Consider the following 25,257-nt stretch of genomic DNA (forward strand, 5'->3'; position numbering starts at 1 on the left):
ATCAGCGGGCCGCCGTTTCTTCTTATGCGCCTTCCGGTTAACCGCTACTGAAGTCGTTCGTCGAAGCCGCGCATTACTGCCCGTTCAACGTATTCGTCAATTCAAGCGCCGGTTGTGACGTGTTGCCGCCCTGCGCCACGAGCAGATGAATCTGGTTCGGCAGCAACTGACTCAACGCACCCGCGATCGGCACCGACGTCACGAGCCAGTCTGCGTTGTTCTGCAAATCGAACGAGTTCGACTGGAAAATCGGCGTCTTGCTGCCAGCCTGCGTAGCGATCAATACGTAGGTCCCGCCCGATACATAGATCGAATCCTGGCCGCTAGCCGGAACCGCGTTCTTGAACGACACGCCCGCCATCGACGGACTGACGTTGGACACATCGGTCGTACCGGCCGACACCAGGTAGATATCGAGGTTCGACGCGTTAACCGACGCATTGAACGAACGCAGTCGCGCGCTGTTCGACAGCAGGCCCTTGTCGAACGGATCGTCGATCAGGCCGATATCCGGCGCGGCGAGTCCCGGCAACGCGAGCACCGTGTATTCGTGACCCTTGGCGACGTCGGGAAACGCTCCGCTCGCGAGCAATGGCGTCGTCGTGCCCGTCGCCGTGTAGGCAACCGTGGTCTGCCCATTGCCGATATTCGTGAAGTTAGTCACGTTCTTGTAGCTGATGCCCTTTTGCAGCGCTGTGTTGTTGACGAGAAAGTCCACCGTCGGTCCGCCCGGTATCGCGTGAACGAAATGGATTTCCGCATCCTGTAGCCCGAGTTCCTTGCCGAGATCGTGTCCTCCGCCGCCGCAGGCTGCGACTAGGGACGCTGCGCCGACTACCGCCGCCATGGTCCGGATAAGTTTCATGTTTCCACCTCGTTAGTATTGGGCATCCACCCATTGAGCTATGCGGTCGCCGCGCTGCGCGGTGTGAGTGAGACGAAGCACCGGCTATGTCGCCATGCATGGCGGCAACCTGTCGTATCCCTGTACGTGCGATGCGACACCAGCAAGGTGTTGCGAAAAATTGCACGCGTCTTTCGGACGATCGCATTCAGCAATCGGTGTGCCGTCGAAGGATGTGGGCGGCCGGAGGGGCGGTAACGCCTGATAGCGCAACGCACTGGGCGGATTAGAATTTTTCCTCGGAGGTTTGGCGCGAGTCGCGGTGTATTGTTCGTGCGCACCCAAACTTTACAAGGGTCCCTGCATGTCTTACCAAAATTTGCTCGCGGAGCTCGATCTCGGCTTCACGACGCTGCGCAATCGCGTCGTGATGGGTTCGATGCATACCGGATTGGAAGACCGCTTCTGGAATTATCCGAAGCTCGCCGCCTATTTTCGCGAGCGCGCGCGCGGTGGCACGGGCCTGATCGTCACGGGCGGGATTTCGCCGAATCGCGAAGGATGGTTGCTGCCCTTCGGCGGCACGCTCAATTCGGTGTTCGACCTGCGCAATCACCGGTTGCTCACGCAAGCGGTTCACGAGGAAGGCGGCAAGATCGCGCTGCAGATTCTCCATGCGGGGCGCTACGGTTATCAACCGTTCGTGGTGTCGGCATCCGCACTGAAGTCGCCGATCTCGAAGTTCAAACCACGCGCGTTGAGCGAAGCGGGCATCGCGCGAACCGTGCGGGCTTACGCGCGCTGCGCGCGACTCGCGCAACACGCAGGCTATGACGGTATCGAGATCATGGGTAGCGAAGGCTATCTGCTGAACCAGTTCCTGTCTCCGCGCACCAACCAGCGCAACGATCGATACGGCGGCAGCATCGAGAACCGCATGCGGTTGCCGCGTGAAATCGTCGAGGCGGTGCGGGCCGCGTGTGGCGAGCGTTTTATCGTCGTCTATCGGCTGTCGTTGATCGATCTGGTCGATGGTGGCACTACGTGGGACGAAACCGTGCAGGTCGCACAGGCGCTCGAAGCGGCCGGCGTGACGATGTTCAACACCGGCATCGGCTGGCACGAAGCCCGCGTACCGACCATCGTCACGTCGGTTCCACGTGCGGCGTTCGCGCCGCTCAGCGCGCGGTTGAAAGCTGCGGTGCGCGTGCCGGTCATCGTCTCGAACCGGATCAACACACCCGAACTCGCTGAACGTCTGATCGCCGAAGGCGCCGGCGATCTCGTCTCGCTCGCGAGGCCGTTGCTCGCGGACCCTGAGTTCGTCGTCAAGACCGCAGAGAACCGCGCGCACGAAATCAACACCTGCATCGCGTGCAATCAGGCCTGTCTCGATCATACGTTCCAGAACAAACGCGCAACCTGCCTCGTGAATCCGCGAGCAGGTCGTGAGACCGAACTGGTCTATCGTCCGCTGGCTACCGGTAGCGCGCCGCGCAAGGTAGCCGTGGTCGGTGCGGGGCCCGCGGGATTGTCGGCTGCGAGCGTCGCGGCGGCGCGCGGCCATCGCGTGACGCTGTTCGATGCGGCATCCGTGGTGGGCGGCCAGTTCAATCTGGCGATGCGCGTGCCGGGCAAGGAAGAATTCGCCGAAACGATCCGCTATTTCAGCAGCCAGTTGCAGCGACATGCGGTCGATATCAGGCTCGATACGCGTGTCGACGCGGCATTGCTTGCAGCGGGCGGTTATGACGACGTGATCGTCGCGACAGGCATCGTGCCGCGCAAGCCGGGCATTGCGGGTATCGACGCGCCGAACGTGCTGTCGTATGTCGAGGTACTGCGCGGTGCGCCGGTGGGACGCACGGTCGCCGTGATCGGTGCGGGCGGTATCGGTTTCGATGTCAGCGAATTTCTGCTGCATCCGCCAGGCGCACCACTGCCGATGCCACGCGACGCATGGCTCGACGAATGGGGCGTGGATCTGTCGGTGACAACGCGCGGCGGCCTGAAGCGCCCCGATGAACCGCACCCGCCGCGCGAAATCTGGCTGCTGCAACGCAAGGCCGGCAAGCTCGGCGCGGGGCTTGGCAAAACGTCAGGCTGGGTGCATCGCGCGACGCTCACACGCAACGGCGTGCACATGCTCGACGACGTCAGGTATGACGAGATCGGCGCGCGCGGACTGAAGATCTCGCGCGGCGGTGAAACGCAGTGGCTCGAGGTGGAAACGATCGTGGTGTGTGCCGGGCAGGAGTCGTTACGCGAACTCTATCCGGCAACCCAGGCGGCGGAGGGAACGCGTTATCACCTGATCGGCGGTGCGGCGCTGGCCACCGAACTCGATGCGAAGCGCGCGATCCGCGAAGGTGCGGAGCTCGCTGCGCGGCTGTAACGAATCCACTATAACCGCGCGGTGCGGTGCGGTGCAGCGCGCCGCGCTCAGACTCAAACAGGAGCCGGCTGCCGACGCGCCGTACGTGCAGCCGGAAAGCGCACAGAGAACGTACTGCCGCGCCCTTCCTCGCTCTTCACTTCCAGTTGCGCATCGTGCCGTTGCAGCACGTGCTTGACGATCGCGAGGCCGAGCCCGGTTCCACCGGTATCGCGCGAACGGCTACGGTCCACACGATAGAAACGCTCGGTGAGCCGCGGGATATCGGCGGCGGGAATGCCAAGGCCGCTATCGATCACCGAGAACACCGCGCACTCGCCCTGCGCGTGCCAGTTCACATGGATCGTGCCGCCGTCGGGCGTGTAGTGAATTGCGTTGGTCAACAGATTGCCGAACGCGCTCATCAGCTCGGTCTCGACACCGGTTACCGTCAGTGCCTCGTCCACGTCGAACGAGATGCGGTGCCGTTCGCCGGACAGACTCTGCGAGTCCTCCTTCAGATGGCGCAATACCGCGCGCATATCGATCATCTGGCTGCTGCTCGGCGGTTTGCCGTCGCCTTCGAGCGTCGCCAGCACCAGCAGATCGCTGACGATATGCCGCATGCGCGACGCCTGCTGCTCCATCAATTCCAGGTAGCGCGTGCGCTCCGTTTCGCCGAGCGGCAGTTCACGCATCGTCTCGAGAAAACCGGACAGCACGGTAAGCGGTGTTTTTAGTTCGTGCGAGACGTTCGCCACGAAGTCGCGCCGCATTGCGTCCGTGCGTTCAAGCTCGGTGATGTCCTGCGACAGTACGAGCTTGCGATTCTCGCCGTACGGAAACACCTGCACCGACAACACGTTCTGTCGCTTGTCGCCCATCCCGCGCATGATCAACATTTCGTCGTACTGATGCGAGTTCAGGTAACGCACGAAGTCGGGCTGCCGCACGAGGTGCGTAATGTGCTGACGCAGATCGCGCTTCGCGTCGAGCCCGAAATGAACTTCGGAGATCGCGTTGCACCACTCGATCTGATCGTGATCGTCGAGCATCGCCACGCCGTTCGGCGACGCCTGGATGGCCTGGATAAAACGCGAATGCTGCTGTTCGACCTGGCGCACCTGCGCATGCCAGCGCTTCGCGAGCTTGTGCAACCGGTAATAGATTTCGCCCCAGATGCCGGGCGCACTCGGCACCTCGCCATACACCGGAGCATCGAGCAGGCGCCACAGGCGCTGCTTGTGAAACGTACTGACGATGCTCTGTACGAGCAGCACGAGAATCGCGAGGATCAGTGCAGCCTTGACGCTGAACAGCACGCCAAGCGCCGCGCACAGAACGGCAAGCAGCACGACCGACACGATGGAGCGCGTCCAGATGACGTTCATGTTCTAGCGATCGAAGAAAGGATGAGGCACTCTGCACGCACGGTTCGGCGACGCACGCAGCGAGCGCGCCGGACAGAGCGCATCGTGCCACCGGCGGACCGGCTCGACATCACCACCTGCGGTGAACGCTGCGTTATGCGGCCCGCGCGAGCCGGTAACCGCTGCCGCGAACCGTCTCAATCATAGCATCGCACCCGGCGGGCTTGAGCGCCGCGCGCAAACGTTTGATGTGTACGTCGACGGTCCGCTCTTCGACGAACACATGATCGCCCCACACCTGATCGAGCAGCTGCGTACGGCTATGCACGCGCTCCGGATGGGTCATGAAGAAGTGCAGCAGACGGAATTCCGTCGGCCCGAGATCGAGCTTGACCTCGCTGCCTTCCGCATGCGCGGCGACCCGATGCGTGGCGGGGTCGAGCTTCAGACCATTGATCGCGACGACATCTTCGGTCAACTGCGGCGCACGGCGGCGCAGCACTGCCTTGATACGTGCCATCAGCTCTTTCGGCGAGAACGGCTTCGTCACGTAGTCGTCGGCGCCGATTTCGAGGCCGAGCACCTTGTCCTGCTCATCGCCACGCGCGGTCAGCATGATGATCGGGATGTGCTTCGTACGCTCGTTGTTGCGCAGGTCACGTGCGAATGCGATGCCGGATTTCCCCGGCAGCATCCAGTCGAGCAGAACGAGGTCAGGCAGCACATCGCTGATCAGGTTCTGCGCCTGTTCGGCGTTGTACGCACGGATCGGGCAATGTCCCGCGTGTTGAAGGTTGACCGAAATCAACTCCGAAATGGCGGGCTCGTCTTCGATGACGAGAATGCTGCTAGGCATCGGCACCTCTTGACCTTAATAGAAAGCGGGAATCAACTAAGCGCTTCGCGCTCGAGCGCGTCACGCGACTTGTGCCGCACATCCGTACCTTTGACGATATAGATGATGAACTCGGCGATGTTCTTCGCGTGGTCGCCGATCCGCTCGATCGCCTTCGCGATGAACAGGAAATCGAGGCCTGCGGAGATCGTGCGCGGATCTTCGGTCATGTACGACACGAGCTTGCGCACGAACGCGCGGAATTCTTCGTCGATCGCCTTGTCGTCGCGCACGATCTGTGCGGCGGCCACGGTATCGAGGCGCGCAAACGCATCGAGCGCACGGCGCAGGATCGACACGGCCATTTCGCCGGATAGTTTGATTTCCGCGATGTTGATGTTGCGCGACGAGCCTTCTTCCATCAGACGCTTGGTGCGCTTGGCAATCTTCTCGGCTTCGTCGCCGGCGCGTTCGAGATTCGTAATCGTCTTCGAGATCGCGATCAGGAGGCGCAGATCGCGTGCAGCCGGCTGGCGGCGCGCGATGATGTTGCTGCACTCTTCGTCGATCTCGACTTCCATCGTGTTCAGACGTTCTTCGGCGGCGATCACCTGGTCGGCGATCTCGCCATCGAAGCCGTTCAGCGCCAGCATCGCGTTCACGATCTGCGATTCGACGAGGCCGCCCATTTCGAGAACCTTCGACGATACGAGGTTCAGGTCGGCATCGAACTGACTGGAGAGGTGTTTGTCGGACATGTCATGCTCCCTTCTGGTACTGCGTGACGCGGGCCGCTTGCGTGGCATTGAGCGGCGCTCAGCCGAATCGGCCGGTGATGTAATCCTCGGTTTCCTTGCGGACCGGCTTGATAAAGATCTTCTCGGTATCGCCGAATTCGATCAGTTCGCCCAGGTACATGTAGGCAGTGTAGTCCGAACAACGCGCCGCCTGCTGCATGTTGTGCGTGACGATCACGACCGTGTAGTCGCTCTTCAGCTCCGCGATCAGTTCTTCGATGCGGCCCGTCGAAATCGGATCGAGCGCCGAGCACGGCTCGTCGAGCAGCAGCACTTCAGGGCGGATCGCGATACCGCGTGCGATACACAGCCGCTGCTGCTGGCCGCCGGACAGACCGTAGCCGCTCTGGCCCAGCTTGTCCTTCACTTCGTTCCACAGCGCGGCCTTGGTGAGCGCCCACTCGACGCGGTCGTCCATCTCCGAGCGCGACAGCGATTCGAACATCTTCACGCCGAATGCGATGTTGTCGTAGATCGACATCGGGAACGGCGTCGGCTTCTGGAACACCATGCCGATGCGCGCGCGCAGCAGCGAGATGTCGCGCTTGGTTGTCAGCAGGTTTTCGCCGTCCATCAGGATTTCGCCTTCGGCGCGCTGCTCCGGATAGAGCGCATACATCTTGTTGAAGGTGCGCAGCAGCGTGGACTTGCCGCAGCCCGACGGCCCGATGAACGCGGTCACCTTGCCTTCGGGAATCTTCAGATTGACGTTCTTCAGCGCGTGATACTTGCCGTAGAAGAAGTTGAGATCGTTGACCTCGATCTTCGGCTGCGTCGGCGCGTGTGTGCGTTCGCTCGCGGCCGGATCGAAGCCAGCAGGCGCTGCGGGGCGCTCGACGGGGTTGAGGTGACTCTCTGCCATATTCATCGGATTGCTCCGCCCTTACTTTTTCGAAAAGATCGAGCGCGCGAGGATGTTCAATCCCAGCACCCCGAGCGTAATCAGGAACACCCCGGCCCACGCGAGCGACTGCCATTGCGAGAACGGGCTCATCGCAAACTTGTAGATCGTCACCGGCAGATTCGCGATCGGCTGGTTCAGGTCCAGCGAGAAGAACTGGTTCGACAGTGCGGTGAACAGCAGCGGCGCGGTCTCGCCCGCGATTCGCGCGATCGCCAGCAGTACACCGGTCACGATGCCCGCGATCGATGCCTTCAGCGTGATCGACAGCACCATCTTCCACTTCGGCGTGCCGAGCGCGAAGGCGGCTTCACGCAGTGCGTTCGGCACCAGCTTCAGCATGTTCTCGGTTGTGCGGATCACGATCGGGATCTGCAGCAACGCCAGCGACATCACCCCCGCCCAGCCGCTGAAGTGGCCCATTCTCGGCACCATCAGCGCGTACACGAACAGGCCGACGACGATTGACGGTGCGGACAGCAGGATGTCGTTGATGAAGCGTGTGATGCTCGCAAGCCAGCTCTTCTGGCCGTATTCGGCGAGATAGACGCCCGCCAGCACACCGATCGGCGTACCGACGAAGGTGGCCAGTACAACCATCAGCAGGCTGCCGACAATCGCATTCGCGAGACCGCCGCCATCGGTGTTCGGCGGCGGCGTCGACTGCGTGAACAGTTCGACCGACAGGCCACCGATACCGAGGTGCAGCGTCGTGTACAGAATCCAAACCAGCCACAGCAGCCCGAACGCCATCGCGGCCAGCGACAGCAGGAGCGCTATCACATTGATGCCGCGGCGGCGCCGTTGCAGGCGGTTGCGCGTCGCTTCGAGTGCGGCCGGATCGGCAAGACCCGGCATGTTCAGGATCGGCTCGCTCATTTCGCGCCCTCCCCTCGTTCCATACGCAGCAGCATGACCTTGGAGATCGCGAGAACGATGAAGGTGATCACGAAGAGGATCAGGCCCAGTTCCATCAGCGCGGAGACGTGCAGCCCCGGGTCCGCTTCGGCAAATTCATTGGCGAGCGCCGACGTGATGCTATTGCCGGGCGAGAACAGCGAGACGTTATCGAGCAGGTTCGTGTTGCCGATCACGAACGTGACGGCCATCGTTTCACCGAGCGCGCGGCCGAGACCAAGCATGACACCGCCGATCACACCCGACTTCGTGAACGGCAGCACGATCTTCCACATCACTTCCCAGGTCGTGCAACCGATGCCGTAAGCCGATTCTTTCAGCAGCACCGGCGTCACTTCGAACACGTCGCGCATCACTGCGGCGATGTACGGAATGATCATGATCGCGAGAATCACGCCGGCACACAGGATGCCGATACCGATCGGTGCGCCCTGGAACAGCGCGCCGACGATCGGCAGGCCGCCAAGCAGCTGGCCGAGCGGCTTTTCGAACCACTCCGCGAAGATCGGCGCGAACACGAGCAGGCCCCACATGCCGTAGACGATCGACGGAATCGCGGCCAGCAGTTCGATCGCGATGCCGAGCGGCCGGCGCAGCCAGGCGGGCGAGAGTTCGGTGAGAAACAGCGCGATGCCGAAGCTGACCGGCACCGCGATAACGAGTGCAATGACCGACGTCGCAATGGTCCCGTAGATCGGAACGAGCGCGCCGAATTTCTGGCTGGGGGGATCCCAGTCGGAGGTCCAGAGGAAGCTGAAACCGAATTGATGAATGGACGGCCAGGAAGCCACGACCAGCGAAACGATGATGCCGCCGAGCAGCAGCAAGGTCACGATCGCGGCGAGCCAGGCGAGTGCCCCGAAGATCACGTCGCCGGCGCGGCTGGGCGCCCTCTGCTGGGCCGCGCTGCCGGGCGGACGGGCGCCGGGCGTATTCGACACGAGATGGATGTCGGACATGAGAACCTGTTTCCAGATGCGGGGCGGCACGACGCCTCCCGCCAGTACTGCAGCCGCCCGACCACACGCTGAACGTGTGGCCGGGCGGCGGGTCACCCTGCTAGACGGATGAAGCTTACTCGGCGATAGCCTTGCCAGCCGTATCCTTCACCTTGTCTTTCCACTGCGAACGGATTTCGCTCACCACCGACGACGGCAGCGAGATGTAGTCCAGCTCGTCCGCAGCCGAACCGCCGTTCTTGAATGCCCAGTCGAAGAACTTCAGCGTTTCCTTGCCTTGCTCCGGCTTGTCCTGCGCCGTGTGCAGCAGCACGAACGTCGCGCCGACCACCGGCCATGCGTCCTTGCCCGGTTCGTTCGTGAGGATCTGGTAGAACGACTTCTTCCAGTCCGCGCCAGCAGCAGCAGCCTTGAAGCTTTCCGTGCCCGGTTCGACCACAGCACCCGACGCATTCTTCAGCGACGCGTACGTCATGTGGTTCTGCTTCGCGTACGCCCATTCGACGTAGCCGATTGCGCCCGGCAGACGTTGCACGAATGCCGCCACGCCGTCGTTACCCTTGCCGCCCGTACCGACCGGCCAGCTCACCGTGGTGCCTTCGCCGACCTTCGACTTCCATTCCGGGTTCACCTTGGACAGATAGTTCGTCCAGATGAAGCTCGTGCCCGAACCGTCTGCACGGCGCACGACTGCGATGTCCGTATCCGGCAGCTTGACCTTCGGGTTCAGCGCGGCGATCGCCGGGTCGTTCCACTTCTTGATCTTGCCCAGATAGATGTCGCCGAGCAGTTCGCCCGACAGCGCCAGTTCGCCCGGCTTCACGCCCGGCACGTTGATCGCCGGCACGACGCCGCCAACCACCGTCGGGAACTGGAACAGGCCGTCTTTCGCGAGGTCGTCATCCTTCAGCGGAGCGTCCGAACCGGCAAAATCGACCGTTTTTGCGATGATCTGCTTGATGCCGCCCGACGAGCCGATACCTTGATAGTTGATCTTGCCGCCGCCCGACTTTTGATAGGCGTCGGCCCATTTCGTGTAGATCGGTGCTGCGAAGGTGCTGCCCGCGCCGGTTACGTCGGCGGCTTGCGCTGCGATCGCGAAAAGCGCGCCAGCCACGCCAGCGAACACGGTTTGCATCAATTTCATGAGACCTCCAGTGGTGTGAGCGGATTACAGGACACCGCGAAGCTTATGGTCTCTTTATGACAGTAACGTGACTAACCGTGAAGGAGGTGTGTCAAATCTATTACGGTGATGAAAGGCAAATCGCATCTGAAAACGCAGCTGGCGCGACGTTTTTACCGTATTGGTAGAGATTAGGCGAAAAAATGCGGACGCGAACGTTTGCTTTGTTCGCGTCGCAGGGTTTTTCTGGGGAAAAATGCAGTGGGCATCGGCGGGTTTTAGCCGCCATTAGAGCGGCTGTTCGAGCCGCTGTTTCAGTCGCCGTTCAGTCGCTTTGCCGGTCACGGGTGGTGCCGGGCAGCCTGTCAGGCGGTGACCTGCTTCACCACGGCGGCAATCGCTTCCGCATGTTGCACGGCGTCGCGCTCGTGCTCGGCCTCGACCATCACGCGCAGCACCGGTTCGGTACCCGAGGCACGGATCAGCACGCGGCCCTTGTCATCGAGGGCACGTTCGGCCTCGGCAATCGCGTGACGGATCGCATCGCTGCCCTTCCAGTCGGCGCCCGGTTTCATCCGCACGTTGATCAGCTTCTGCGGAAACAGCGTCACCCCGTCGAGCAGTTGATGCAGCGACTTGCCGCTGCGCTTCATCGCCGCCAGCACGAGCAGCGACGACACGATGCCGTCGCCGGTCGAGTGACGGTCGAGCGACAGGATGTGGCCCGACCCTTCGGCGCCGAGTTGCCAGCCGTGTTCGCGCAACTGTTCGAGCACGTAGCGGTCGCCGACCGCTGCCCGCACGAACTTCACGCCGGCACGTCGCAGCGCGACTTCGACCGCCATGTTGGTCATCAGCGTACCGACTGCGCCCTCGACCTTGCCGTCGGTGGCGACGCGGTCCTTGACGAGCACGTACAGCAGTTCGTCGCCGTTGTAGAGTCGCCCCGTCGAATCGACGACCTGCACGCGGTCGGCATCGCCATCGAGCGCAATGCCGAAGTCCGCGCGATTCGCCCGCACTGCGCGCACCAGCGCATCGGGCGCCGTGGCGCCGACGCCGTCGTTGATATTGAAGCCGTTCGGCGCCACGCCGATCGGAATCACATCGGCGCCGAGCTCGTGAAATACGTGCGGTCCGATGTCATAGGCGGCGCCGTGCGCGCAATCGACGACGAGCTTCATCCCGCGCAGGTCGAACGTGGCGGGAAACGTGCTCTTGCAGAACTCGATGTAGCGGCCTGCTGCGTCATCGAGCCGGCGTGCCTTGCCCAGTTGCTCCGACGATGCGCACGCGAGCGGCTTGTCCAGTTGCTGTTCGATCTGGTGTTCGATGTCGTCGGGCAGCTTGTTGCCGTCGGCGGAAAAGAACTTGATGCCGTTGTCGTAGTACGGATTGTGCGACGCGCTGATCACGACGCCCGCAGCGAGGCGCAATGCACGCGTCAGGTAGGCCACCCCCGGCGTCGGCATCGGGCCGGCCAGCATCACGTCTACGCCCGCTGCCGAGAAGCCCGATTCGAGCGCGGCTTCCAGCATGTAGCCCGAAACGCGCGTGTCCTTGCCGATCAGCACCGTGGGCCGCGTGCCGGTCTGCGCCCAGCGGTCCGCGCCCGCCAGCACCTTCCCTGCGGCATAACCAAGCCGCAACACGAAGTCGGGGGTGATCGGCGCCTCACCGACCTTGCCACGAATCCCATCCGTACCGAAATAGCGACGTGCCATTGTGCGTTCTTCCTCTCTTGCTTGAAGGGTCCAACTGAGGGGTTCAGTCGCGACGCGCGGCATCGCGCATCGCACTCCAGATTTTTAAAGCATCGACGGTCGGCGCGACATCGTGCACGCGCACGATCGCGGCACCGCGCTCAGCCGCGCAGACCGCGGCCGCGAGACTTGCAGCCAGCCGGTCAGGCGCAGCACGACCGGTCACTGCGCCGAGCATCGATTTGCGCGACATACCTGCCAGCACCGGCAACGGCGGATCGACTTGCGGCGCCGATTCCAGCAGATGCGCGAGCAACGTGTAGTTCTGCTCGATCACCGTCTTGCCGAAACCGAAGCCGGGATCGACGCTGATGCGCGCCTGGGCGATGCCCGCTGCCCGTAATGCGTCGATGCGCTCCGTCAGAAAACGGCGCACGTCGCTCACCACGTCTTCGTAAGCCGGTTCGCTGGTCTGCATGGTGCGCGGCTCGCCGAGCATATGCATCACACACAGACCGCAGGTGCTGTCACGCACGGCCTCGATCGCGCCGGGCATGCGAAAACCCCAGACATCGTTGATCAGATCCGCACCGGCCGCGAGCGCTGCGCGCATCACGTCGGGTTTGTAGGTGTCGACGGAGAGCGGCACGTTCGCACCGTGCAGCGCTTCGACCAGCGGGATCACGCGTTCGAGTTCTTCGTCGAGCGACACCGGTGGCGCGCCCGGCCGCGTCGACTCCCCACCGATGTCGAGCATATCCGCGCCGTCGAGCATCATCCGCTCGGCCTGACGCAGCGCGTCTCCGTACGCAGCGTAGCGGCCGCCATCGGAAAAGGAGTCGGGCGTGACGTTCAGGATGCCCATCACCAGCGGCCGCTCGAACGAGAGCGTAAAGCGCCCGCATTGAAGCGGACCGGGGACGGGACGAGACAGCAAATCGGCGTTCGACACGAAACTGGACTAACAGGGCTGCATAAAAGAATGCAAAACGAGGAATGCAAAACGGGCCGGTGTGATATCACACCGGCCCGTACTTAACGTACGTAGAGGCAGTTCAGGTCAGGCCGGTGCAGTTGCGCTGCCCGACTTCACTTCGGTACCCGTGCTGCCACCCGACGACGCATCGCCTGCCGGCGGGACCGACGAACTGGTCTTCGGCGAGCGCGGCGGCCGGCCGTCCATGATGTCGTTGATCTGATCGGCGTCGATCGTTTCCCATTCCATCAGGGCGGCGGTCATCGCTTCGACCTTGTCGCGGTTCGCATCGAGCAGACTGCGTGCGAGGTTGTACTGCTGGTCGAGCACGCGGCGGATTTCCGAATCGACCTTTTGCTGCGTCGCTTCGGAGATTGTGCGCGTGAACCCGCGACCGAACGGCGTCGCATCGTTTTCGTCATCGACGTAGACCATCGGTCCGAGCGCATCGGTCATGCCGAAGCGGGCAACCATGGCGCGGGCGGTCGCCGTCGCCTTGTTGAAGTCGTCCGATGCACCGGTGCTGATCAGGTTCAGGAACAGCTCTTCCGCCACACGGCCGCCAAACAGAATGGCAAGACGGTCGAGCAGGTAGTCCTTCGAATACGTTTCGTTGTCGTGTTCAGGCAATTGCCACGTCACACCCAGCGCGCGACCGCGCGGAATGATCGTGACCTTGTGCACTGGATCGGCCTTCGGCAGGAGCTTCGCAATGACCGCGTGGCCCGACTCGTGGTACGCCGTTGCGCGCTTCGATTCTTCACGGATAACCGCGGACTTGCGCTCCGGTCCCATGAAGATCTTGTCCTTCGCGTCCTCGAAGTCCGCCATTTCAACGATGCGCTTGCCGCGGCGTGCGGCGAACAACGCCGCTTCGTTGACGAGGTTCGCGAGGTCGGCGCCCGAGAAGCCCGGCGTGCCGCGTGCGATCACTGCTGCGTCGACGTCGTTAGCGATCGGCACCTTGCGCAGATGCACCTTCATGATGTGCTCGCGACCGCGGATGTCCGGCAGCCCCACATACACCTGACGGTCGAAACGACCCGGACGCAGCAGCGCCTTGTCGAGCACATCGGAACGGTTTGTCGCGGCGATCACGATGACACCGGAGTTGGCTTCGAAGCCGTCCATTTCCACGAGCATCTGGTTCAGCGTCTGTTCGCGCTCGTCGTTGCCGCCGCCCATACCGGCGCCGCGATGACGACCGACCGCGTCGATTTCATCGATGAACACGATGCACGGTGCGTGCTTCTTCGCCTGTTCGAACATGTCGCGCACGCGGGCCGCGCCCACGCCGACGAACATTTCAACGAAGTCCGAACCCGAGATGCTGAAGAACGGCACCTTGGCTTCACCCGCGATAGCGCGTGCGAGCAAGGTCTTGCCGGTTCCCGGCGGGCCGACCAGCAGCACGCCGCGAGGAATCCGCCCGCCGAGCTTCTGGAACTTCTGCGGATCGCGCAGGAAATCGACCAGCTCGGACACTTCTTCCTTGGCTTCGTCGCAGCCGGCGACGTCGGTGAAATTGATGGCGTTGTTGTTTTCGTCGATCAGACGTGCACGGGACTTGCCGAACGAGAATGCACCGCCCTTCCCGCCCCCCTGCATCTGCCGCATCATGTAGAACCAGAAGCCGATGATCAGGATGGTCGGCCCAAGGTAATACAGCGCGGACATCAGCGCGCTCGGTTCGTCATCGGCCTTGCCGCTCACCTGAACGCCATACTTCATCAGATCGCCGACCATCCAGATGTCGCCAGGCGACACGATCTGGTACTTCGGACCGTCTGCGGGAGTGACCGTGAGGTTCCGCCCCTGAACGATGACGTTCTTGACCTTGCCGGTCTTGGCATCGTCCATGAACTGCGAATAGGAAACGCCTTCCTGGACACGGGGCTTGTCGAACTGCTTGAACACCGTAAACAGCACCAGTGCGATAACCAGCCACACTGCTGCCTTCGAAAACATGTTGTTGTTCAAAGCACCACTCCTTCACTCATAGACGGGCGCCTACATTTTCCTTGCGGCACCACTCAGGCATTCTAATCCAGTCCGCAGGGGCCTGCCATAACCAATCGCTACTGCACAAATAGCGCTCGGCCGCTCCAGCGGGCACTTCCGGCGATTCCGGGACATGCGGACCCGGACCTGGCAACCCCTTATCGGGGACGTTTCAAATGCCTACCCAAAATAAATGTTTCAGACGATTTATCCCGCGATGCTTTCGGCTTGCGGGCCGCAACCGTTTTAAATTGTTGCTTGAACTTTTCGACAATCTGGCTGTAACCGCTGCCATGAAAACATTTGACTAAAAGGGCGCCATCTGATTTCAAGTGGTTTTGCGAGAATTCCAGCGCGAGATCGCATACATGCTCGATTCGCGCCGCATCCGCGGACGCCACTCCCGACAGGTTGGGCGCCATGTCCGAAATTACAAGGTCCACCTGGCGCTCCCCGACCATTTCTTCGAGCTGGCCGAGCACGCTGTCCTCGCGAAAGTCGCCCAGGATGAAATGCACGTCGGCGATCGGCTCCATCGGCAGGAGGTCGAGCGCAATCACCGTGCCGTCGATGCCGCCCTCGCGCGTCGCATCGCGCTGCGCACCCTGCGCGAGCTTGTTGCGCGCGTACTGGCTCCAGCTGCCGGGCGTCGAGCCGAGATCGACAATGACCTGGCCAGGCTTGATCAGCTTGTCCTGCTCGTCGATTTCCTTGAGCTTGTACGCCGCCCGGGCACGGTAGCCTTCCCGTTGCGCCATCTTCACGTACGGGTCGTTGATATGGTCGTGTAGCCACGAGTGGTTGAAGCGGTTTTTTGCCATTAACGATGAACTCTTGCTGCGTGATACCGCACTTTTAGCGGATAATACGCGTTTAATTAGCGCGGCAGCCGTCCATCAAAGTTGGCTGTTACCCGCGTTTTCGTGTTCTGGCGTGCCGTCCGCACTTGCTGCCAGGCGTCGCCGGACATCGCCAGACGCTGTCGAATCCTGTCGAACACCAACGCCCAGACCTCAACCTGCAGGCGCCGCCATTTTAGTCGAGTCTCCCAAACCCCATGCCAGCCCTTAACGTTTCTTCCGATCAACGCGCCGAATTGCGCTCCCAGGCCCACGCGCTCAAACCGGTCGTACTGGTCGGAGCCGAAGGGCTGACTGACCCGGTGCTGGCCGAGATCAAGGTCCACCTGGCCGCCCATCAACTGATCAAGATCCGCGTGTTCGGCGACGAGCGCGAAGACCGCATCGCCGTCTATGAACAGATCTGCGACCAGTTGAATGCAGCGCCGATCCAGCACATCGGCAAGCTGCTGGTGATCTGGAAACCGGAAGGCCCTGCTGCGCCGGTTGTGAAAGGTCGCCGCAGCACGATGCCACCGAGCGCCCGCGAAGCCGCCGAAGCCGACAGCAAACCGGGCAAGGGCCGTGCGCCACGTGTGGTCAAGGTCGTCAAACCGACCGACAGCCCGGTACGCAAGCCGAAAGCACAAAAGATGGTGGTCCGCGGCAACGAACGCGTCACGGCGGGCGGCAACATCAAGCGGGCGAAAAAGCGGCAGACGGGCGCAAAGCGCCAGCATCAGACCACGAAGTAAGCGTCATACCCCGGCTATCGGGGTTGACGCGGCTGACGCAGCGAGGCTCGCACCAGCCGGCAGCTTCCAGACAAGCGCAAGACCTAGCAGGCTCTCGATCAGGTAAAAGAGACTGGACACGCCGTGCAGGATGCCAAAGCGCATCGCATACGCGGAGTGCCCGACGTCCACGCCTGCGTTCAGCGCGTCCATGCGCAGCGCATTCATGAACGGCTGCAACGCGAAGTAGCCGATCAGCACGCAGCCGAGCATCCCGGCAACCAGCCAGCGCAACCGCCGATACCCCTCCTCACCACCGCGAATCAGCCGGTTGCCGAGCACGAGCAGCAACACGCCGCACACGATGCCCATCAGCCCTTCGATATGAAACAGCTGCGCGGCAACCGCGCCGGCGCTCATCCGCTCAAGCGATGCGAATAGCACGGGGGCGACGATATAGCCGATGGTCAGCAGGCTGCCGACCCAGAACACGGTCAACAGCCGAAATACGCGATGCGGCAGCGGCGAAGGCGACGGCGGCACGGCGACGCTCAAACGTAGCGCACCGAGATGATCTCGTACTTGCGCACGCCGCTCGGCGCCTGCACCGATGCGACGTCGCCTTCCGACTTGCCGATCAATGCCCGCGCGATCGGCGAGCTGATCGAGATCAGGCCGTGCTCGAGGTCTGCTTCGTCGTCGCCGACGATCTGATAGGTCACCGATGCGCCGGACGCAAGATCTTCGAGTTCGACGGTTGCGGCGAACACGATGCGACCTTCCGCGTCGACCCCAGACGGGTCGATGACCTGCGCGGCGGCAAGCTTCGATTCGATGTCCGCAATACGGCCTTCGATGAAGCCCTGCTTCTCTTTGGCCGCATCGTATTCGGCGTTCTCCGACAGGTCGCCCTGTGCACGCGCCTCTGAGATCGAATTGATCACAGCCGGGCGTTCAACCGATTTCAGGCGTTGAAGTTCGTCGCGCAGCTTGTCTGCGCCGCGCTTCGTCAAGGGAATAGTGCTCATAAACAACTCTGGTGGCAAAAAACGGCCATAAAAAAAATCACCGCGGTTAAGTGCATCCCCGGAGGAGCTGGCTGCAGTAAAACTGACTGGCCGGTGCCCTGAGGGACGCCGCTTAACCGCGGCACTTACGTCTTTGACTGGTAGTCGAAGCCTTAGTTTAGGCGAGCATGCAGCCCTTGTAAATCATAGACTTCGAGGTCCTTCAGGTAGCGCAACCCTTCAACCGCAGCGCGCGCACCGGACATCGTCGTGTAGTACGTCACCTTGTTCGCCTGCGCGCTCATGCGGATCGAACGTGAATCGGCAATCGCGGCGCGCGTTTCATCGACGGTCGTGAACACGAGTGCGATCTCGCTGTTCTTGATCATATCGACGATGTGCGGGCGGCCGTCCTTCACCTTGTTCACGACCTTCACCGGCACGCCCGCCGCCTCGATGGCCGCAGCGGTGCCGCGCGTCGCGACAAGCGGATAGCCGAGTTCGTGCAGCATGCGCGCGACTTCGACGGCCTTTGGCTTGTCGGCATCCATCACGGTCAGCAGCACGGTGCCCGACTCGGGCAGACGCGAACCGGCCGCCAGCTGCGACTTGAACAGTGCTTCGCCGAACGTCTGGCCAACGCCCATCACTTCGCCCGTCGAACGCATTTCCGGTCCGAGCACCGGGTCGACCGTCGGGAACTTGATGAACGGGAACACCGCTTCCTTCACGCTGAAGTACGGCGGCACGACTTCCTTCGTCACGCCCTGCTGCGCGAGGGTCTGGCCAACCATCGCGCGGGCCGCGATCTTCGCGAGCGGCAGGCTCGTTGCCTTCGATACATACGGCACCGTGCGCGAGGCGCGCGGGTTCACTTCGAGCACGTAGATCACGTCTTCTTTCGAACCATCGGCCTGGGGCACCTGCTGGATCGCGAACTGCACGTTCATCAGGCCGATCACGTTCAGCGCCTTCGCCATCGCAGCGGTTTGCCGCTTCAGTTCGGCGACCGTCTGCGCCGACAGCGAATACGGCGGCAGCGAACAGGCCGAATCGCCGGAGTGCACGCCCGCCTGCTCGATGTGTTCCATCACCCCGCCGATGAACACCGCCTCGCCATCCGAAATACAGTCGACATCGCATTCGATCGCATCGTTCAGGAAGCGGTCGAGCAACACCGGAGAGTCGTGCGACACCTTCACGGCTTCGCGCATGTAGCGTTCGAGGTCGCGTGGCTCGTGGACGATTTCCATCGCGCGGCCACCGAGCACGTACGACGGACGCACGACGAGCGGATAACCGATTTCGTCGGCGAGCTTGAGCGCCTCGTCTTCCGCGCGCGCAGTGCGATTAGGCGGCTGGCGCAGGTTCAGTGTCTGCAGCAGCTTCTGGAAACGCTCGCGGTCTTCGGCTGCATCGATCATGTCCGGCGAGGTACCGACGATCGGTACACCGTTCGCTTCGAGATCGAGCGCGAGCTTCAGCGGCGTCTGGCCGCCGTACTGGACGATTACGCCGAGCGGTTTTTCCTTGTCGACGATTTCGAGTACGTCTTCGAGCGTCAGCGGTTCGAAGTACAGGCGGTCCGACGTGTCGTAGTCGGTCGATACGGTCTCGGGGTTGCAGTTGACCATGATCGTTTCATAGCCGTCCTCGCGCATCGCGAGCGCGGCGTGCACGCAGCAGTAGTCGAACTCGATGCCCTGTCCAATGCGGTTCGGTCCACCGCCCAGCACCATGATCTTCTTGTTGTTCGTTGGCTGCGCTTCGCACTCTTCTTCGTACGTCGAGTACATGTAGGCGGTTTTCGTCGCGAACTCCGCCGCGCACGTGTCGACGCGCTTGTACACCGGGCGCACGTTCAGTTCGATACGGCGTTTGCGCACATCCGTCTGCGTCGCGCCGACGAGCTTCGCGAGACGCCGGTCCGAGAAACCGCTCTGCTTCAGGTAACGCAGTTCTTCCGTCGACAGACTCGCAAGCGTGCGGCCGGCCAGTGCCTTTTCCTTCAGCACGATCTGTTCGATCTGCGCGAGGAACCACGGGTCGATCGCGGTTTCCTCGAAAATTTCCTGTTGCGTCATGCCGGCGCGGAATGCGTCGCCGACGTACCAGATGCGATCCGGACCGGCTTCGCCGATCTCGCGGATGATCTCGTCGCGGTTCGTCGTCTTCTCGTCGAGACCGTCGACGCCCACTTCGAGACCGCGCAGCGCTTTCTGGAACGACTCCTGGAAGGTGCGGCCAATCGCCATCACTTCGCCGACCGACTTCATCTGCGTGGTCAGGCGCGAGTCGGCTTCGCGGAATTTCTCGAACGCGAAACGCGGGATCTTCGTGACGACGTAATCGATCGTCGGTTCGAACGATGCGGGGGTCTGGCCGCCGGTGATTTCGTTCTTCAGTTCGTCGAGCGTGTAGCCGACGGCGAGCTTCGCCGCGACCTTCGCGATCGGGAAACCGGTTGCCTTCGAGGCAAGCGCCGACGAACGCGACACCCGCGGATTCATTTCGATCACGACCATCCGGCCGTCTTGCGGATTGATCGAGAACTGCACGTTCGAACCGCCGGTATCGACGCCGATCTCGCGCAGCACCGCGAGCGATGCGTTACGCAGGATCTGGTATTCCTTGTCGGTCAGGGTTTGCGCCGGCGCGACGGTGATCGAATCACCAGTGTGGATACCCATCGGGTCGAGGTTTTCGATCGAGCACACGATGATGCAGTTGTCCTTCTTGTCGCGGACCACTTCCATCTCGTACTCTTTCCAGCCGAGCAACGACTCTTCGATCAGCAGTTCGTGCGTCGGCGACAGATCGAGGCCGCGTTTGCAGATCTCTTCGAACTCGTCGCGGTTATACGCAATACCCCCGCCCGAGCCGCCCAGCGTGAACGACGGCCGGATCACCACCGGATAACCGCCGCTACCGGTTTGCACGGCGATTTCGCCCTGCACCTGCAACGCTTCTTCCATCGAATGCGCGACGCCCGACTTCGCCGAGCCGAGGCCGATCTTCGTCATCGCGTCCTTGAACTTCTGACGGTCTTCGGCCTTGTCGATCGCTTCCGGCGATGCACCGATCAGCTCGACCTTGTACTTTTCCAGCACACCGTGGTGATGCAGGTCGAGCGCGCAGTTGAGCGCGGTCTGACCGCCCATGGTCGGCAGGATCGCGTCCGGGCGTTCCTTCGCGATGATGCGCTCGACCACTTCCCAGGTGATCGGCTCGATATACGTGACGTCGGCCGTGTTCGGGTCGGTCATGATCGTCGCCGGGTTGCTGTTGACGAGAATGACCTTGTAGCCTTCCTCACGCAGCGCCTTGCACGCCTGGGCACCCGAGTAGTCGAACTCGCACGCCTGGCCGATGATGATCGGACCCGCGCCGATGATGAGGATGCTCTTGATGTCTGTCCGCTTGGGCATAACGCTCTCGCTAATGTATTCCTGAATTCTTCCGTTGGCGCACGTCGGCCGGCCGTCTGCCAGGCCGCGCACGCTCTTTGTTGCAGCGCTCTTCGCGAGCGCTTATGCCGCTGCCGATGCTGTCGACGTGCGGCCCTGCTTCGCGTCCATCAGCGCCGTGAAGCGATCGAACAGGTAACCGATGTCGTGCGGCCCTGGCGACGCTTCCGGGTGACCCTGGAAGCAGAAGGCTGGCTTGTCGGTCAGCTCGAAGCCTTGCAGCGTGCCGTCGAACAGCGAGATGTGTGTCACCTTTGCGTTGGCGGGCAGCGAATCCGCATCGACTGCGAAGCCGTGGTTCTGCGACGTGATCACGACACGACCGTCGCGCAGATCCTTCACCGGATGGTTGGCGCCGTGGTGACCAGTCTTCATCTTCAGCGTCTTTGCGCCGACGGCGAGACCCATGATCTGATGGCCGAGGCAGATGCCGAAAGTCGGGATGCCGCGCTCGATGAACGTGCGGGTCGCAGCAATCGCGTAGTCGCACGGTTCCGGATCCCCAGGGCCGTTCGACAGGAACACGCCGTCCGGATTGAGCGCAAGCGCTTCTTCGGCGCTCGCCTGCGCGGGCAGCACGGTGACGTGACAGCCGCGTTGAGCAAGCATGCGCAGGATGTTGCGCTTCACGCCGTAGTCGAACGCGACCACGCGATACTTCGGCGCGGTCTGCTTGCCGTAGCCTTCGCCGAGACGCCATTCGGTCTCGGTCCATTCATACGACCGGTCGACCGAGACGACCTTCGCGAGGTCCATGCCGGCGAGCCCCGGAAACGAACGCGCGAGTTCGACAGCCTTCGCTTCGTCGACCGGACCGGTGACGATCGCACCGTTTTGCGCGCCCTTGTCGCGCAGCACACGGGTCAGCCGGCGCGTATCGATACCGGAGATCGCGACGATGCCTTCGTCGACGAGGTAATCGGAGAGCGTGCGTTCCATGCGGAAGTTCGACGCGAGGACCGGCAGGTCGCGGATGATGAGACCGGCGGCATGGACTTTCGTGGCTTCGACGTCTTCGGCGTTGACCCCGACGTTACCGATGTGCGGGTACGTCAACGTGACGATCTGGCGCGCGTAGCTCGGATCGGTCAGGATTTCCTGATAGCCAGTGATGGCCGTATTGAAGACGACTTCGCCGATCGTTTGACCGGACGCGCCGATCGAGTAGCCACGAAAGACCGTGCCGTCGGCGAGCGCGAGCAGAGCGGGAGAAAAAGACGGCAACACGGGAGGCTCCTTGGGAACACCCTGTTGCCGACCTGTCTATCCGACCGTGCGGGCCGCGGCGAAGCGCATCGTCAGGATGCGCGCGCAGGCTCGCTCGCGCGGGTCGCTGTCAACGTTGCACGGGCGCGATAGACCCGTTGTGCGGGTGGGCGGCGGGTGCGGTGCGTTGGCGGCGCGCGGCGGATGAACGGTATGGGAGCGGTAGGCGCTAGGGTGCGGGTTGATAAGCTCAAACCTTCGAATTATAGCCGGAAACCACCCTTTTCTTCAAATCCGGCAGGGTCCGGACGGCCGGAGCCGCGGCCCGTAAGGGTTTGCGGACGGGCCTGACAGCGGAATGAAGGGACGATCGTGCCGCGCCCCTGGTGCAGGGTCGCGCTGCATGGCAGACAAACCGGACCCACCAATGAAAACGCCGTCACGCGGGTGACGGCGCCGGAAAACGCGGGGTGATCGGAGCGCACTTCCATGCGTTGCCCCCGCAACGCATGTGGTCACCCCCGTGGGAGCCGCTTTTGGTCTAGTCGCTCTTCTTCGCGCGGGCCGCAGTCTTCTGGCGGCTTGCTGCCGCGGCCTTGGACGCCTTGCCGGTCGTTCCCGGGGTTGCCGCCTTGCCTTTTGCTGCGACAGGCTTGCTGGCTTTGCCCACCGGGTCCGCTACCTTGACGACAACGCTGGAGCGGGTCCGACCATGTTTCTTATCGTAGCGCGGTTCGTTCTTTGTGTCTGCCACGCGCGTACCGATCTTCTCGACACTGCCGCCCTGCACATTGGTGGCGAGGCGCTGCGGCCCGGGCTCGAGCGGCATCACTTTACCGACCGGCACGTGCAGCACGATCACCTGCCCCGGCGTAACGAGGTCGCGACGCGTCCGGTTCCATGCCTTCAACTGCGCGATCGACACGCCATAGCGGTCTGCAATCGTGCCCATCGACTGCTTGCGGCGCACGCGAATCAGCATCTTGCGCGTGTCGGGTACGTCCGGTTCCATCGCGAGCACGGCGCTTTCGGCAACGTCGGCGCTGATGTCCTCATCGTCGTCATCATCGCCGCGCGGTACGACGATCGTCGAGCCGGGCTTGAGCCGCATGCCAGCCGGAATCTTGTTGACGCTCATCAACGTATCCGCGTCGACGCCGATCTTCTCAGCAATCGCAGCAGGACGCGCGCGCTCGGTCACCGTGTAGGTGGTCCACGACGACAGCTGGCCCGAATACGACTTCAGGTTGCGCTCGAATGCGCTCGCGTTATCGAATGGCAGCAGGATCTGCGGTTGTGTCGCGCCGAGAATGACCGGCTTCTTGAACGACGGATTCAGCGAACGAAACTCGTCGCCGCTCATGTTCGCAAGCTTTGCCGCCGTATCGACATCGATGTCGTGCGCCGTCGTGACCGTGACGAAGTACGGGTGATTCGGGATCGACGGCAGCGTGAGCCCGTACATCTGCGCATTCATCACGATGTTCTTCACCGCCTGCAGCTTCGGCACGTAATTGCGCGTCTCGCCGGGCATCCGCAGGCTCTGGTAGTCGGTCGGCAGGCCGGCTGCCTGGTTGCGCGCGATCGCGCGCTGCACGTTGCCTTCGCCCCAGTTGTACGCAGCCAGCGCGAGATACCAGTCGCCGAACATGTCATGCAGACGCGACAGATAGTCGAGCGCGGCGCTCGTCGACGCGAGCACGTCGCGGCGTTCGTCCTGCCACATGTTCTGCTTGAGGTTGTAGGTGCGGCCCGTGCCCGGCACGAACTGCCACATGCCCGCCGCCTTCGCCACCGACAACGCCTGCGGGTTGTACGCGGATTCGATGAACGGCAGCAGCGCGAGCTCGGTTGGCATATGGCGCGCCTCGAGCTCTTCGACGATGTGATACAGGTACTTCTGCGAGCGCTCGGTCATGCGCTGCACGTAGTCGGGCCGCTCCGAGTACCAGGTCACCTGCATGTCGACGAGGTCGCTCTGCAGATCCGGCATCTGGAAACCACGGCGAATCCGCGCCCAGAGATCGGAATCAGCCGTTGTCAGCTGATCGACGGAGCCTTGATCGACGTTGATCGTTTCTTTCGCGGTGGCGGTTTTACGGAGTTCGTCGGCGACGGCTTGCTGGGTGGCGTCAGTGGCGGGGGTGGAAGCGGTGGGGGTATTGCTCGTCGTCGGGCCCTTGCTTGCACAGGCGGCAAGCATCAGGACCAGCAACGCACTCAGGATAAATCGCATGAACGTCTCGGCTTCCACAGGACTGGAATTTGCAGCCGATAGTACGAAAGTGCACCGCCTCCGTCAATGGAAAATATACGGAAAACCTAACCAAATCCGGGCCTTGGCGATTTTTTTGGACTTTCTCGGTGAGCATGCCCCCACCCGGCAGCAGGTTAGCGGAACTTATTTTTCCATTCGCGCATCAGCGTGAAGGCAGTCAATCGATCCGGCACCGTTTCGTGAAGCTGCTCGCTGAGCGTCGCGCGAATCGCCGCGCTGTCCGGGCGCAGGAACGGATTGACTGCGCGCTCGTGAGCGATGGTGGTGGGCAGTGTCGGCACGTGACGCGCGCGCAGCGCGGTCGCTTCATCGCGCCATGCCTGCAGTTCGTGGTTCTCCGGCTCGCAGGCGAGCGCAAAACGGATGTTCGACAGCGTGTACTCGTGCGCACAGTGGACTTCGGTGGCGCCAGGCAAGGCGGCGAGCGCATCGAGCGATGCGAGCATCTGCGCCGGCGTACCTTCGAACAGCCGCCCGCAGCCGCAGGCAAACAACGTATCGCCGCAAAAGACGTGCGGCGTGCCGCGCGGATCGGTTGCCTGGAAATACGCGATGTGGCCGCTCGTGTGACCCGGCACGTCGAGCACCGTGAATTCGAGCGCGGGGGCCGCGATGTGCACCCGGTCGCCCTGCTTGAGCCGCTGCGTGAGATGCTCGATCGCCTCGCCTGCCGGACCGAAAACCGGTATCGGCGCGCTCGCATCCTGGTCGTTCAGCAGATCGGCCACACCGCCGACATGGTCGCGATGATGGTGCGTGAGTAAAATAGCGCTCAGCCGCCAGCCCCTTTGCGCCAGATACGCGCGAACCGGAGCGGCCTCGCCGGGATCGACGGCTACGGCGTGTACGCCGTCCGACACGAGCCAGATGTAGTTGTCTTCAAATGCCGGAACCGGCACGTATTCAAGCGTATTCATGGGGC

Annotated in this window: 20 protein-coding genes; 2 read left to right on the forward strand and 18 right to left on the reverse strand. The window is 62.5% G+C overall.

Going from position 1 to position 25,257, the window contains the following annotated elements; translation table 11 throughout:
* Positions 1 to 73: 73 nt before the first annotated feature.
* Positions 74 to 865: a DUF4397 domain-containing protein gene (locus BWP39_RS04130; RefSeq protein WP_096717120.1), complete on the reverse strand. Its 792-nt coding sequence runs from the start codon at positions 863 to 865 to the stop codon at positions 74 to 76.
* Positions 866 to 1,208: 343 nt separating this feature from the next.
* Here BWP39_RS04130 and BWP39_RS04135 point away from each other — a divergent pair, with 343 nt between their 5' ends.
* Positions 1,209 to 3,239: an NADPH-dependent 2,4-dienoyl-CoA reductase gene (locus BWP39_RS04135; protein WP_096717122.1), complete on the forward strand. Its 2,031-nt coding sequence runs from the start codon at positions 1,209 to 1,211 to the stop codon at positions 3,237 to 3,239.
* 53 nt (positions 3,240 to 3,292) lie between these two features.
* On the opposite strand, the gene phoR is transcribed toward BWP39_RS04135, so the two are convergent.
* The 11 genes from phoR to BWP39_RS04190 form a co-directional block, all read right to left on the reverse strand.
* Positions 3,293 to 4,609 carry a phosphate regulon sensor histidine kinase PhoR gene (gene phoR, locus BWP39_RS04140; RefSeq protein ID WP_096717124.1) on the reverse strand — a complete coding sequence of 439 codons (1,317 nt, stop codon included), beginning with the start codon at positions 4,607 to 4,609 and terminating at the stop codon, positions 3,293 to 3,295.
* A 133-nt stretch (positions 4,610 to 4,742) separates the two neighbouring features.
* On the reverse strand, positions 4,743 to 5,444 hold the full coding sequence (gene phoB, locus BWP39_RS04145; RefSeq protein ID WP_091020058.1) for a phosphate regulon transcriptional regulator PhoB: 702 nt from the start codon (positions 5,442 to 5,444) through the stop codon (positions 4,743 to 4,745).
* A gap of 32 nt (positions 5,445 to 5,476) precedes the next feature.
* Positions 5,477 to 6,181: a phosphate signaling complex protein PhoU gene (gene phoU, locus BWP39_RS04150; RefSeq protein WP_096717126.1), complete on the reverse strand. Its 705-nt coding sequence runs from the start codon at positions 6,179 to 6,181 to the stop codon at positions 5,477 to 5,479.
* Between the two features lie 58 nt (positions 6,182 to 6,239).
* Complete coding sequence (gene pstB / locus BWP39_RS04155) at positions 6,240 to 7,088, reverse strand: phosphate ABC transporter ATP-binding protein PstB (RefSeq protein ID WP_096717128.1); 849 nt, start codon at positions 7,086 to 7,088, stop codon at positions 6,240 to 6,242.
* Between the two features lie 15 nt (positions 7,089 to 7,103).
* Positions 7,104 to 8,000, reverse strand: a complete 897-nt coding sequence (gene pstA, locus BWP39_RS04160) for a phosphate ABC transporter permease PstA (RefSeq protein WP_096717130.1) — start codon at positions 7,998 to 8,000, stop codon at positions 7,104 to 7,106.
* The gene (pstC, locus tag BWP39_RS04165) at positions 7,997 to 8,998 is read right to left on the reverse strand and encodes a phosphate ABC transporter permease PstC (RefSeq protein WP_096717132.1); all 1,002 of its coding nucleotides are present in this window, start codon (positions 8,996 to 8,998) and stop codon (positions 7,997 to 7,999) included. Before pstC ends, pstA begins: the two co-directional genes overlap by 4 nt.
* Positions 8,999 to 9,113: 115 nt before the next feature.
* On the reverse strand, positions 9,114 to 10,145 hold the full coding sequence (gene pstS / locus BWP39_RS04170; protein WP_096717134.1) for a phosphate ABC transporter substrate-binding protein PstS: 1,032 nt from the start codon (positions 10,143 to 10,145) through the stop codon (positions 9,114 to 9,116).
* A 344-nt stretch (positions 10,146 to 10,489) separates the two neighbouring features.
* The gene (gene glmM / locus BWP39_RS04175; protein WP_096717136.1) at positions 10,490 to 11,848 is read right to left on the reverse strand and encodes a phosphoglucosamine mutase; all 1,359 of its coding nucleotides are present in this window, start codon (positions 11,846 to 11,848) and stop codon (positions 10,490 to 10,492) included.
* A 43-nt stretch (positions 11,849 to 11,891) separates the two neighbouring features.
* Complete coding sequence (gene folP, locus BWP39_RS04180) at positions 11,892 to 12,764, reverse strand: dihydropteroate synthase (protein WP_407944771.1); 873 nt, start codon at positions 12,762 to 12,764, stop codon at positions 11,892 to 11,894.
* Between the two features lie 123 nt (positions 12,765 to 12,887).
* Positions 12,888 to 14,783 (reverse strand): ATP-dependent zinc metalloprotease FtsH, encoded by a 1,896-nt coding sequence (gene ftsH / locus BWP39_RS04185; RefSeq protein WP_096717140.1) that lies wholly within the window; start codon positions 14,781 to 14,783, stop codon positions 12,888 to 12,890.
* 179 nt (positions 14,784 to 14,962) lie between these two features.
* Positions 14,963 to 15,625, reverse strand: a complete 663-nt coding sequence (locus tag BWP39_RS04190) for an RlmE family RNA methyltransferase (protein WP_096717142.1) — start codon at positions 15,623 to 15,625, stop codon at positions 14,963 to 14,965.
* A 236-nt stretch (positions 15,626 to 15,861) separates the two neighbouring features.
* Between BWP39_RS04190 and BWP39_RS04195 the strand changes: the two genes are divergently transcribed.
* Entirely contained in the window at positions 15,862 to 16,398 is a 537-nt protein-coding gene (locus BWP39_RS04195) for a YhbY family RNA-binding protein (protein WP_096717144.1), read from the forward strand.
* 3 nt (positions 16,399 to 16,401) lie between these two features.
* On the opposite strand, the gene BWP39_RS04200 is transcribed toward BWP39_RS04195, so the two are convergent.
* The 6 genes from BWP39_RS04200 to gloB form a co-directional block, all read right to left on the reverse strand.
* Entirely contained in the window at positions 16,402 to 16,899 is a 498-nt protein-coding gene (locus tag BWP39_RS04200) for a DUF4149 domain-containing protein (RefSeq protein ID WP_096718539.1), read from the reverse strand.
* 29 nt (positions 16,900 to 16,928) lie between these two features.
* On the reverse strand, positions 16,929 to 17,405 hold the full coding sequence (greA, locus tag BWP39_RS04205) for a transcription elongation factor GreA (protein WP_096717146.1): 477 nt from the start codon (positions 17,403 to 17,405) through the stop codon (positions 16,929 to 16,931).
* A gap of 152 nt (positions 17,406 to 17,557) precedes the next feature.
* On the reverse strand, positions 17,558 to 20,812 hold the full coding sequence (gene carB / locus BWP39_RS04210; RefSeq protein WP_096717148.1) for a carbamoyl-phosphate synthase large subunit: 3,255 nt from the start codon (positions 20,810 to 20,812) through the stop codon (positions 17,558 to 17,560).
* A gap of 102 nt (positions 20,813 to 20,914) precedes the next feature.
* The gene (gene carA, locus BWP39_RS04215; protein WP_096717150.1) at positions 20,915 to 22,078 is read right to left on the reverse strand and encodes a glutamine-hydrolyzing carbamoyl-phosphate synthase small subunit; all 1,164 of its coding nucleotides are present in this window, start codon (positions 22,076 to 22,078) and stop codon (positions 20,915 to 20,917) included.
* Positions 22,079 to 22,598: 520 nt separating this feature from the next.
* Entirely contained in the window at positions 22,599 to 24,293 is a 1,695-nt protein-coding gene (locus BWP39_RS04220; protein ID WP_096718541.1) for a transglycosylase SLT domain-containing protein, read from the reverse strand.
* A gap of 155 nt (positions 24,294 to 24,448) precedes the next feature.
* Positions 24,449 to 25,252, reverse strand: a complete 804-nt coding sequence (gene gloB, locus BWP39_RS04225; protein ID WP_096717152.1) for a hydroxyacylglutathione hydrolase — start codon at positions 25,250 to 25,252, stop codon at positions 24,449 to 24,451.
* Positions 25,253 to 25,257: the final 5 nt, after the last annotated feature.

The sequence above is a fragment of the Paraburkholderia acidicola genome (assembly GCF_002362315.1).
GTDB lineage: Bacteria > Pseudomonadota > Gammaproteobacteria > Burkholderiales > Burkholderiaceae > Paraburkholderia > Paraburkholderia acidicola.